At 46.3% G+C, this 11,699-nt stretch carries 13 protein-coding genes; 8 read left to right on the top strand and 5 right to left on the bottom strand.

Features of this window, described 5'->3' with window-relative positions; all coding sequences use genetic code 11:
* The first annotated feature begins 77 nt into the window (after positions 1-77).
* From MKY92_RS18455 to MKY92_RS18425, 7 genes are all read left to right on the top strand, one after another.
* Positions 78-1,121 (top strand): SPFH domain-containing protein, encoded by a 1,044-nt coding sequence (locus MKY92_RS18455; protein ID WP_339297235.1) that lies wholly within the window; start codon positions 78-80, stop codon positions 1,119-1,121.
* Positions 1,122-1,192: 71 nt separating this feature from the next.
* Positions 1,193-2,167, top strand: coding sequence for a sugar kinase (locus MKY92_RS18450; protein WP_339301839.1), 975 nt, complete (start codon positions 1,193-1,195; stop codon positions 2,165-2,167).
* Between the two features lie 83 nt (positions 2,168-2,250).
* The gene (locus MKY92_RS18445; protein WP_339297234.1) at positions 2,251-2,964 is read left to right on the top strand and encodes a response regulator transcription factor; all 714 of its coding nucleotides are present in this window, start codon (positions 2,251-2,253) and stop codon (positions 2,962-2,964) included.
* On the top strand, positions 2,961-3,959 hold the full coding sequence (locus MKY92_RS18440) for a sensor histidine kinase (protein ID WP_339297233.1): 999 nt from the start codon (positions 2,961-2,963) through the stop codon (positions 3,957-3,959). The genes MKY92_RS18445 and MKY92_RS18440 overlap by 4 nt, the downstream gene beginning before the upstream one ends.
* Positions 3,960-4,155: 196 nt before the next feature.
* The gene (locus MKY92_RS18435; protein WP_017687815.1) at positions 4,156-4,926 is read left to right on the top strand and encodes an ABC transporter ATP-binding protein; all 771 of its coding nucleotides are present in this window, start codon (positions 4,156-4,158) and stop codon (positions 4,924-4,926) included.
* Positions 4,901-6,847 (top strand): ABC transporter permease, encoded by a 1,947-nt coding sequence (locus tag MKY92_RS18430; RefSeq protein WP_339297232.1) that lies wholly within the window; start codon positions 4,901-4,903, stop codon positions 6,845-6,847. The genes MKY92_RS18435 and MKY92_RS18430 overlap by 26 nt, the downstream gene beginning before the upstream one ends.
* 144 nt (positions 6,848-6,991) lie before the next feature.
* Positions 6,992-7,333 (top strand): cupin domain-containing protein, encoded by a 342-nt coding sequence (locus MKY92_RS18425; RefSeq protein WP_339297231.1) that lies wholly within the window; start codon positions 6,992-6,994, stop codon positions 7,331-7,333.
* A gap of 223 nt (positions 7,334-7,556) precedes the next feature.
* Here MKY92_RS18425 and MKY92_RS18420 read toward each other — a convergent pair whose 3' ends face one another.
* Genes MKY92_RS18420 through MKY92_RS18400 form a run of 5 tightly spaced genes read right to left on the bottom strand, consistent with a single transcriptional unit; the run spans position 7,557 to position 10,352 of the window.
* On the bottom strand, positions 7,557-7,859 hold the full coding sequence (locus MKY92_RS18420; protein ID WP_339297230.1) for a metal-sulfur cluster assembly factor: 303 nt from the start codon (positions 7,857-7,859) through the stop codon (positions 7,557-7,559).
* A 28-nt stretch (positions 7,860-7,887) separates the two neighbouring features.
* Positions 7,888-9,120 carry a hypothetical protein gene (locus MKY92_RS18415; RefSeq protein ID WP_339297229.1) on the bottom strand — a complete coding sequence of 411 codons (1,233 nt, stop codon included), beginning with the start codon at positions 9,118-9,120 and terminating at the stop codon, positions 7,888-7,890.
* 13 nt (positions 9,121-9,133) lie between these two features.
* Positions 9,134-9,739, bottom strand: a complete 606-nt coding sequence (locus MKY92_RS18410) for a DUF2249 domain-containing protein (RefSeq protein ID WP_339297228.1) — start codon at positions 9,737-9,739, stop codon at positions 9,134-9,136.
* Positions 9,726-10,100 (bottom strand): hypothetical protein, encoded by a 375-nt coding sequence (locus MKY92_RS18405; protein ID WP_339297227.1) that lies wholly within the window; start codon positions 10,098-10,100, stop codon positions 9,726-9,728. The genes MKY92_RS18410 and MKY92_RS18405 overlap by 14 nt, the downstream gene beginning before the upstream one ends.
* An 18-nt stretch (positions 10,101-10,118) precedes the next feature.
* Positions 10,119-10,352: a DUF2249 domain-containing protein gene (locus MKY92_RS18400; protein WP_036613358.1), complete on the bottom strand. Its 234-nt coding sequence runs from the start codon at positions 10,350-10,352 to the stop codon at positions 10,119-10,121.
* A 319-nt stretch (positions 10,353-10,671) separates the two neighbouring features.
* Here MKY92_RS18400 and moaA point away from each other — a divergent pair, with 319 nt between their 5' ends.
* Positions 10,672-11,673, top strand: coding sequence for a GTP 3',8-cyclase MoaA (gene moaA, locus MKY92_RS18395; protein ID WP_221820435.1), 1,002 nt, complete (start codon positions 10,672-10,674; stop codon positions 11,671-11,673).
* Positions 11,674-11,699 lie beyond the last annotated feature (26 nt).

The raw sequence follows: 11,699 nt of genomic DNA, 5'->3' as shown, positions 1-11,699 counted from the left end.
GTATTGACAATATCTAATTCGTTTGTTATCATTTCGATAATATCAAAACGACAATATTAAGAAATGAGGAATGAGCCATGTTTGGATTCCGATTTGTGAAATTTCAACCCAGTGAGTATGTCATGAAGGTGAAAAATGGTGAGGTACAGCGTCAAGGTGTGGGATTGTCCTTCTATTATTATGAGCCGACCACATCGGTAGTGGTTCTACCCGTGTCCTCGGTGGATGTACCGTTCATGTTCGAAGAGATTACAGGGGACTATCAGACGGTTACTGTGCAAGGGCAACTAAGCTATCGCATTGTGGATTACCTGAAAATAACCCAGAGCCTGAATTACACGTACAATTTGCGCAAGAATCGGTATATCTCCGACGATCCCGGCAAGCTGGATCAACGGGTGATCACCACAGCCAAAGTACTGACCAAGAAACATTTGGAACAAATGCCGCTGAAAGAAGCTATTCAATCCAGTGAACGTCTGGCAAGCAGCATGAAACGCGAAGTTGTGCAAAGTGAAGAGTTGGAGAAACTGGGCGTTGAGTTGATGAGTCTATCGATACTGGCCATCCTGCCTAATAAAGAGACGATGCGTGCATTGGAAGCACAAGCGCGGGAAGAGATTTTGCGTCAGGCAGACGAAGCACTCTATGTCCGTCGCAATGCATCCATTGAACAGGAAAGACGAGTGAAAGAGAACGAACTGAACACCGAAATTGCCGTAGAGACAAAGAAACAGCAGATTCGTGAGACCCAATTGCAGGCAGAACGCTCGGTGAAACAGAAACAAAATGAGATGGAGCAGGAGCAGCTTCAGTTCAATACAGCGATGGAGGAACGCAAGCAGCAACTGATTGAGTTAACCATTGCTAATCACAATGCCGAAGCGGATGCCAAAGCCTATGAGATTGCTGCGGTAATGAATTCATTGCAAAATGTACAGCCGAATGTACTGCAAGCAATGGCGAATATGGGCATGAATTCTGATAAGCTGATCGCACTCGCGTTCCAGGAACTGGCTGAAAATGCAGGCAAGATCGGACAGCTTAATATCTCGCCGGATCTGTTGCAGGGATTGATGTCTCCTGCGCAGGGCAGAGATCAGGGAGGTCGAGCGAGATGAGATTAGGAAGAAGAGAACAAGCTGAACAGGCAGAAAAATCAGTACGTCAGCAGGCTGCAGCGGACGATCGAATGACCGAACACAAGCTGATTCTGGTGAAGCGCCGGACCCGACTGGAGGAACTGGTGGTTCGATACAACACGGTGCAGCAAGCTCAGTTCTATATTGAACGTCTGGGCGCAGATTTCAGTGATTATATGGAGGAAGACCGTCGTTATCGGCTATCTGTGCAGCAGGCACAACAGCAACTGGGTCAATTGGGGCGCGTTCAGACGATTGATCGGGAACATGTGCCCAATTTTATCTTTGGAGAGCAGGATATCGTGGTCGTGGTTGGACAGGATGGGCTTGTAGCCAACACCCTCAAATACGTAACCGAGCAGCCGCTCATCGGTGTGAACCCGGACCCGATGCGGTGGGATGGCGTGTTATTACCTTTTACCGTGGAAGATCTGAGCTTCATTGTTCCTGATGTCATTCGAAAGCAACGAACACTAAAAGAAGTCACTCTCGCCAAAGTGGAACTCAATGATGGACAGTATCTATATGGTGTCAATGATCTGTTCATTGGTCGGAAGACACATGTGTCGGCGCGTTATGAAGTGCGTTTGGGTACATCGACAGAACAACAATCCTCCAGTGGCATCATTGTATCCACAGGCATGGGATCGACAGGCTGGTTCAAAAGTGTGCTGGCGGGAGCCACGGGCATTGTTGGATCGGCGGCATGGCAGAACATGAATTCCGAAGCGGGGGTCGCTACAACATCGGCATCCATTCATGGAAGCAGGCAAGATCTGAATCATTTTAACTGGGATGAGCCTTATTTATATTTTTCAGTACGTGAACCGTTCCCGAGCCGGACGACTGCGGCCAATCTGGTGTTTGGACAGATTCATTCGAAGCAACCACTGCACATTGTATCCCAGATGCCAGAGGATGGTGTTATTTTCAGCGATGGGGTCGAGCAGGACTTTCTTGAGTTTAATTCAGGAGTGGAAGCTATCATTGGTTTGGCAGAGAAGAGAGGGCGTCTCGTGGTCTAAAGCTTTATTTTCAAGCCGTTTCCAACTAAAATGGGTAACTAGATGTGATACATTGACGTCAGGAAACGGAAAGAGGGTTAACGATGCAATCGATATTGTTGGTTGAAGATGATGCCAAGCTTGCAGGATTGCTGGCGGCTTATCTGACCCGAAATGGATTTCAGGTACAAGTCACCGGTGATTTTCGTCATGTACTGGATGAATTTGTGGAAATGAATCCGGACCTTGTGCTGATGGATGTGAATTTGCCTCAATATGATGGATACTACTGGTGCAGGCAGATACGCACACATTCCATATGTCCCATTTTATTCATATCGGCTCGTGATAGCGGTATGGATCAGATTATGGCGTTGGAACATGGAGCGGATGATTATATTACGAAACCTTTTCAATATGAAGTCGTTCTTGCCAAAGTACGAAGTCAGCTGCGCCGAGCCTATGGTTCTTACGCTGCTGTTCAGCAGGAAGTAACAGTGAAGAATGGTCCCATGATCCTCTATCCTGAGCGATATGTACTGGAGTATGAGGAACGTTCAACAGAGCTGACACAGAAGGAAGCGATACTGGTGGAAGCACTGATGGCGAAGGCGGGTCGAGTTGTCAGCCGGGAAAAATTGCTGGAACAGATGTGGGAGGATCAGCATTTTATCGATGATAATACGTTGAATGTCTATATTACACGTGTTCGCCGGAAGTTGAAGGAGCTGGGTGCAGAAGAGATTTTGGAGACGGTTCGCGGAGCGGGTTATCGTGTGTTGGAACTGGACTCATCCTCACAGGGGAAAGGGAAATGAGACTTTTCCTGAAAGACCACCTGATGTTAGTCGGATTTTATGTGTTACAGATGCTACTGGTCCCGTGTGTCTACTGGCTCTCTGGTGAGGGCCGTCCGATGAAGATTGTCCTCTACGGCATGCTGATCAGTACTGTTGTGCTGATGGTCTATCTGGTCATACGTTACCTCCAGCTGCGAGCGTATTATCGTCTACTTCAACAACCACGTAAACGGGTAAACGAGCCTTTCCAAGCGCTTGGAGATTCGGTCGTGGCGGAAGCGATCCAGGAATTGTTACATGAACTGGAGCGTAATCGGCAGAATGAGATAAGTCAATTACGGACTAGTAAGGAACAACAGGTGGTATTCATGAATCGCTGGGTTCATCAGATGAAGACACCCTTGTCCATTATCCAGCTGACCCTGGAAGATGTGGACGATGAGACGGCGGGCAGTATTCAGGATGAGTTGGATAAGCTGCGCAAAGGACTTGAAATGGTCTTGCATTCATCAAGGCTTGAACAGTTTGAAGGGGATTTTCGTGTGGAGCTGTTGTCTTTGCAAGAAGTGCTTCGGAGCAGTATAGCGGAGAACCGACGTTTGTTTATACGCAGAGGCATTACGCCGGATATCCGTATGGAGGGTGACCTTCAGATATATAGTGACTCCAAGTGGCTGCGGTTCATGTTCACCCAGATTTTGACCAATGCCGTGAACTATTCCGATAGCAAATCAGGCAAAAAAGTGATCATTACAGGCTATAAACAGGAAGAGCATACAATCCTGGACATTCAGGATGAGGGGATCGGCATCTCGTCCGAAGATATTCATCGGGTGTTTAATCCCTATTTTACAGGCGAACGGGGCAGACAATACCACGAATCTACGGGAATGGGATTATATCTGGTTCGTGAGATCAGTGCCCGCCTGGATAACCGTGTGGAGTTGTTTTCAGAGCCAAATGAGGGAACGTTGGTCAGATTTAGCTGGATCCATTCGAAATATCCAAAGTAAAGAGTGCTTTGCCCATGGCCCATGGGCGAGGTGCTTTTTTTAATGCACAGAATTGTGATAGAGGAGGTAGGGGAACAAAACCTTAAACGGGCTGTAAGACAAGTTTAAGGTAATTCGATAGCACCGTTAGGGGAGGTCGGTTAGGATAAGAATAGAATTAACGTATAAAGAATGATGGATCAGGAGGGAATTACGAATGGAAATGTTACAGGTATCGGGACTGAACAAAGTATATCAGGGCAAAGTGCAGACTCAAGCCCTTAGTGATATTCATCTGACAATCAAACAAGGTGAGTTTGTGGGTATTATGGGCCCGTCGGGCAGTGGCAAAACCACATTGTTAAACATGGTTTCCACCATTGATGAACCCAGCTCAGGCAAGGTGCTGATTAATGGCATGAACCCATTTGATATGAAAAAGAAAGAACTTGCCATGTTCCGACGTCGAGAACTCGGATTTGTCTTTCAGGACTTCAATCTGTTGGACACGCTGACTGTTGCTGAGAATATTGTGCTTCCATTGACACTGGACAAGGTCAAACTGAAGGAGATGGAGAGCAGACTTCATCGCATTACAGCCAAGCTCGGGATTGATCATATTCTGGATAAACGAGTCTACGAAATTTCGGGCGGACAGCGACAACGGACAGCCATTGCGAGATCCATGATCAATATGCCTTCGATTGTTTTGGCGGATGAACCCACCGGTGCCCTGGATTCTACGTCGTCCCAAGCGGTCATGGAGTCACTTGAACAGATTAACCAGCAGGAGAAAACGACCATTATGCTGGTTACACATGATCCCCTTGCTGCAAGTTATTGCAACCGCATCGTGTTCATCAAGGATGGAAAACTGGCAGCCGAGGTACACCGCGGAGATAATCGACAGACGTTCTTCCAGCGGATTATTGATACTTTATCCTTCTGGGGAGGGAATTCACATGAGCTTTCCTCAGTTCGCGTTTAATAACATTCGCCGGAATGGGCGAGCGTATATTGCTTTTTTTCTTAGCAGTGTGTTTATGGTCATGATTTTCTTCGCGTATGCGGTATTTATCTATCATCCATATGTGGCAGAGTTGCCGATGGGTGACACAACCGCAACAGGGATGCAGATCGCTTCGATTATCGTTTATGTGTTTGCATTTTTCTTTGTTATGTATTCCATCAGTGCTTTTCTCAAATCACGGAATAAAGAGTTTGGCATTCTGACCATACTTGGTGCCGAGCCTAGGCAGATTCGGAGATTGGTCATTCTGGAGAATATGTTGATCGGCTGTCTGTCCATTATTGCCGGTATCGGCGGAGGTATGTTGCTGTCCAAGCTGTTCCTGATGTTAACCACTCGTTTTATCGGGATGGATGATCTGCCCTTTTATTTTCCGGTGAAAGCGATTCTGATTACGATCGGGGCCTTTCTGTTATTATTTTTCTGCATATCACTCTTCACATTGGTTTTTATCGGGAACAAACGAACGTTAGAACTTTTGACGGGAACCAGCAAGCCTAAAAAAGAGCCCAAAGCTTCATGGTTCTTCTCACTTCTGGGCCTGGCATTACTTACAGTCGGTTTTATGGCACTCCGCAGTGAATTGAATGGCGGGACGATCTTGCTTGCAGCAGTGACAGGCATAGCCGGAACATATTTTTTCTATTCACAACTTTCCGTGCTCATCATCCGTTTGTTGAAGCGTAATCGTAAAACGGTATGGCATGGTACACGTCTGTTATGGATCTCAGAGATGAGCTATAAAATGAAGGATAATGCCCGCATGCTGTTTATGGTGACCGTGGTCATTGCGATTGCTTCAATGAGTGCAGTTGTAATTTTGTCACTGGATCAGGAGAACCGGGAACAGTTTACGAACAATGATTTTCCAATTCAATACAACGTCTTCAGACCAGCGGAGCAATTGGATATGAGCGCTATTGATTCGAAACTTGAAGCCGCAGGCTTGGATTATCAACAGATATATCTGGAATATCTGTGGTCCTCTGCAGATCAGAGTGCTGTCTCGGTTATGCCGCTTAGTCACTACAACCAATACAATCGGACACAAGGGAGAAAGATGTTCCAATTAGATACCGGATCCGCCTTATTTGTGGATACCCGCAATGAGAAGGATCAGGGTCAGATCGAGCGCAACAGATTTCGTAATTATGCGAAGGGAGAAAAGTTGACGTTGAATCTGAACGATAGCCCACTGGAAGCTCGGGTTACGGATACAGATATCGATCCACAGTTTGGAACCCTACTCTATGCTACAGGTGTAGTTGTCCTCCCGGATGAGAAGTATGAAGAGATTGCTCAACAGATCAAAGAAAATATGATATCTGGTAAATATCTGTATCAGATCCCTGCTTGGGGCCATGCTATACCTGATCGCCACTCTTCGGAAGCCATGGTTAGCGATCAGCTTCTATCCTCCGCGGATTCCAACGCTTCAACGGATAACCAGTCTGGATATCTGAGTACGCGGTACGGTGATTTTGAAAGATTCAGACAGGGGACAGCACTATTTACCTTCTTGGGCATATTTATCGGATTAATTTTCTCGATCTCTTCTGCAAGCTTTTTGTATTTCAGGCTGCATACCGATCTTGAAGCAGATGGAAAGATGGTGCATTCTCTTTCGAAAATGGGTCTCAGCTTCCAGGAGATGAAACGATCATCAACTGTTCAGATTGCCATTCTGTTCTTTTTACCGATTGGGGTAGCTATCATTGAAACTTTGGTCGTAGTTAAGCCATTTCTTACTGAATTCGGTATTACCAATTATACGATGCCGGTATTGACTGTATTTGGTGCCTTTGTACTTGCACAGACGTTTTATTTCATCATTATACGTTCGAGATATATCGCTTCTTTGCGTAAAATGATGGTGTAACTATCTTAAAAACAAACGATCATAAGGGACCGACTATGATCTGTTCATTTGCCCGTATTTCTTGATTCAGATCAAGGAAATGCGGGCTTTCTTGCGATAAGATGAATGTATTCACAGATTACATTATCGAGGAGGACGATTAGGATGACTATCACGTCATTGCAAGAAGTCAAAGCATTCAGTGAGGAGCGTTTTACTAAACGTGTTTTATTCCAACAGGGTGGTGGAGTGACCTTTGTACTTCATTTTCTGCCAGGTCAGCAGCTTCCCGTTCATAAACATCCAGGCACAGACGTTATTTTGCTGGTGGTCGAAGGCACAGGCACACTTATGCTGGATGGAAAAGAACAAGTGGTGAAACAAGAGGATGTAATTCATTGCGGCGGTGAAGTGGAGTTTGCATTCCATAATACAGGAGATCAGGAGGTTCGTTTGTTCGTGGTGTTAAACAAAGTGCCAGCAGCATCCTATGCAAAGGACATCTAACATCGAATATCCAGGAAGCGATACAACGATTCACTGATCGACACCAATATAAGGGGAACTCTATTCTGGAGTTTCCTTATTTATTTTTATTCAAGAATATCTTAATCAAGTGTTTCCCCTCGCAAAACAAAAAGCATACTTGAGTCTGAGAACATCAGATTTAAGTACGCTTCTTCGTATTCCGCCAGCAACTTGTTCATTATCCGGTCTCTAGTCATTCTGCCTAGAAGTATCCCAGCATTTCCTTGGCTTCATTCGACATCAGCTGTGGAGACCATTGTGGCTCCCACACCACTTGAACATCAATATCAGTCTTATTCGTATTTTCCTGTAAAACCCATTTCACCGCACCGACAATTGTATCGTGCAGCGGGCAACCTGGTGTAGTCAGCGTCATTCGTACATGAACCCGTTCAGGCTCTTCCCTTACTTCATACACCAGACCCAGGTCAACGATATTGACACCTAATTCAGGGTCATACACTTCCTTGAGACATTCCAGTAAATGCGATGTTTGTTCCATCATGTTCACTCTCCAATCTACCTTTTTAACATTAACGTCTGAATACCAAAGCAATATTCGCTATATAAACGATGGAAACCAGAGATAAGATTGTTCCTCCAACCATCATAACCTCTGCCAGATTAATCAGAATTCCACTGACTAGCAGAAGGCTTCCAGCCACCATGGCGATCATCCCCCAATGGACGTTCCGTTCACTCAGCATACCAGCCATTAGCGGTGTTCCAGGTCTGCCTGCCTGCTTGCCATATTTATGGGTCCACCAGAGAAAAGGCACGATTTTGGAGGCATATCCGAGTATGGTGAGGGGCACCCAGCCCCCGAGATATACCCATCCAGACAGAAGAACAACCCTTGGATGGAGCAGCAGTTCGGTTCCTTGCGCCGAATAGATCAGTAGGGCGACAGCATATGCGGCAAAGGCACGGCTTACATACACAGACCAGCGAATACCCGGCCCGGGGTTGCTTTTGTGACGTTTCTCCTGAATTTGCTCCAAGTGATACACATAGAAGAGTAGGGCTGCGGTTAGGAGCAAGAGCGCGAACCAGAGCAAACCTCCCTTAAGCCCGGTCAGAAATGCGACAACGCCTGTAATTACAGCTGCATTCCACAGAACCAGGACCACTTTCTGTAATCGAAGCGAGTAATCGTGGGACAGGTAGAACATGGGCAGCATTTTGTAACTGAATCCGGTAATTAACATGCCAAACCAGCCAAGTGTTCCCATCCAGATATGTGCGCCGAACAAGCGTTCATGCATACCATTCCAATCACCAAAGGCAAAATTAAGACCCATCAGCATACCGGATAGCCCAGTAAGAACCAGATAAAGACACGAACATGCTGCACTAATCGTTACCGGATTCCATTGAGAGGCACGGAAGAGGGTAACAGCCATATTCCATCCGAACAACAGGATGCCAGAGAGCGCGAGTGTCGCAGAACCGGCAATCCAGATGACATCTGCACAAATGAAGCCGTATAACATGCCTACGATTCCGATACTGAACAAGAAATAATGACAATAACCGAGAACCAGACTGTAGATATTGGATTGCAAAATAACATGTATCAACTGATAAACGGCACCCATTGCGAGCATGGTTGCCCACCCGAGCACAAACAGATGAGCATGAAACCAGCCTTCGGGTCCTCTGAGTTCATCACCAAGCCAGCCTGTCAGCGAGAGCAGAGAGAAGGCGTGATACATTACAAATCCAAAGATGCCCGTGATGATGAAAAGAAACGGCAACCTGGACATGGCTTTCGCCTCCTTACCCTTTTTCAATTCTCACTTTGGCTGTGCCATCAGCTTGATCTTCAACCGTGTAGGTGCAACCAAGATTGTTTAACTCTTCAATCAGGAATACAGGTACACGGTCATTATGAATCAGTACGACTTCCTCAGGTTTGCAACGCTCCAGTGCGGCAAGTGTTCGCATCATGGGCTGAGGCGGTTCCAATCCACGATTGTCCAATATAACTTTGGGCGCCTGTGGAGATTCAATATTTTCAATGGCAACAACTTGCTCCTCCGGATGTCCTTTGCATGAAGCTGATTCTTCATCTGAATCGGGTTCCAAATTAACTTCTGATCCAGATAAAACCATTGCAGAAATTGCCTTTGCACCGGTTTTATTTTTTTTGTGCACAAATGTGGTAACCCAGTGATCTGAACTCCTACGTTCAGATGTGCTGGAATACCCCTTCAGCTTAAGAATACCGAGCAGTGGCGTCGGTTTGAATGGAGCATGTAGTACAAACACATCGTCATGCTGAAGGCTTTTGACCGTGTCCATGATCAGCTGAAACGGCTCCAGCTTTTTACTCAGATGAGGGCGCACATCCAATTCAACCATACGGACATCAGATGGAAACATGTGCGTTCACATCCAATCCTGCACTAGCTACATCCGCCTGTTGTACCAACTGCAGAGATGATTCATACAGGGCGGCCATTCCACCGTACAGCGCGTAGAAGAATGACTCCGGCGCATCGAGGGAGAAGGACAGATAGGCTTTGGGGTCCATGCCGAGCACACGCTCAAAAAGTCTTGCACTGTCATAGGCGTAAAAACAGAAGTGAGTATATTCGAACACAGGCATTTTTTCGTAAATGGTAACAATCTCTTGGGCATATTCGGCCTGCTCACGCTGTGCTATCTGCACCATGGTTGTGGCATCTTCCAACCTCAGCGTGATGCGAAGTGTAGTATCGTCAATAATTTCAACGTGGGCCATAGCGGTTCAGCTCCAATTCTATAGTTTGCTGATCTTGACCTGGAAGGTTGTAGGGCCCTGCTCAATATACTCCCAGTTGAAGCCATCAGGATGTGTGGACTGGAACTGGAATCGAAGTGGCTTTGGATCGTGATCATTGATGAGCAGCATGGATTCCTGTGGTTGCAACTGATCAAACGTTTCGAAAATAACTTTATGTTTCAAATGCGGTGGATACTCCGTGGCATTAATGGTTGCTGCATATGTGTTCATGTGTCATTCCTCCAAATTGGGATAGTGTGGTGCTGCAATTTGATTATAGGAAACGTGAAGAGGGGTCTGTGTGAGCAGGCTCACACATTTCTTTTTGCCATAATTTTGACTTATTTAGACCAGAATCCTGTTTGGAAAAGGGTTGGGGAGCATATATAGATGTGCAACTGTGCGCTATGTTTCACTTCTTGTGATATTTTGCACAGTTCAGCGAGCGAGACATCCTTATATTTAGCGTCAAGATGACACTGGATGAGAGAAAACAGCTTTCTCCTTCGGCTGATGTGAATACAGCACCCTAGAGAAGGGAGGTACGTGTATGGAATCAAAATTAATGGACCCGTTTGGAAGAAAACATGATTACTTAAGAATCTCGGTTACGGATCGCTGTAATCTCCGCTGTGTGTATTGCATGCCGGAGGAAGGAATGCAGTTCGAACCGACAGAACGAATCCTGTCCTATGAAGAAATCACGTCCATCGTTAAGGCGCTTGCTCCATTGGGCATTCGGAAATTGCGTTTAACTGGAGGGGAGCCTCTTGTACGTAAGGGGCTGGATCAACTGATTGCGATGTTGTCCGCTATTCCAGGAATTGAAGATATCGCATTGACAACCAATGGTATCTATTTGGCAGCTTATGCGGATCTGCTGAAGGCTGCGGGGCTAACACGGGTGAACATAAGCCTGGATTCTTTGAAGCCAGAACGATTCGCAAGCATTACCCGAGGCGGCAAGGTGCAGCGTGTGCTGGACGGCATTAAGGCCAGCCAAAAAGCCGGATTTCATCCGATCAAGCTGAACGTGGTGCTGATGAAAGGCGTGAACGACGATGAAGTGGAAGACTTTCTGAGGATGACCCGGGATGAACCCATTCATATTCGTTTTATCGAGTACATGCCTATTGGTGAAAGTGGAGAAGGTTGGAGATCTGGGTATATGCCCCTCGAACATGTGCTGGAAACATGCGGAGCACAATGGGAGTACGAAAGCTGTGGAGAGATTTATGGGAATGGACCAGCAGATAGTTATCGCATTGTGGGAGCTGCCGGAACCTTTGGTCTGATTCACCCGGTGAGCAGCCATTTCTGCGGAAATTGCAATCGGCTCAGGCTGACAGCAGACGGAAATATCAAACCTTGTCTCTACTGGTCAGATGAGTTCAATGTTCGTCCACTCGTAGGTGATGACAAGGCGGTGCAGGATTTATTTTACAAGGCGCTCGGAGCCAAACCCGAGACACATGACATGTTAAAAGCCTTAAATGGGCAACAGATTGACGGCACACCAACGCTGCGACATATGTCGCAAATCGGAGGTTAGCAACAGCGGTTCAGGATTCGACTTGC

The organism is Paenibacillus sp. FSL R5-0623 (genome assembly GCF_037974265.1).
Lineage (GTDB): Bacteria > Bacillota > Bacilli > Paenibacillales > Paenibacillaceae > Paenibacillus.
Note: the sequence above shows the minus strand (reverse complement) of the source record. Positions and strands in the feature narration are given on the sequence as shown.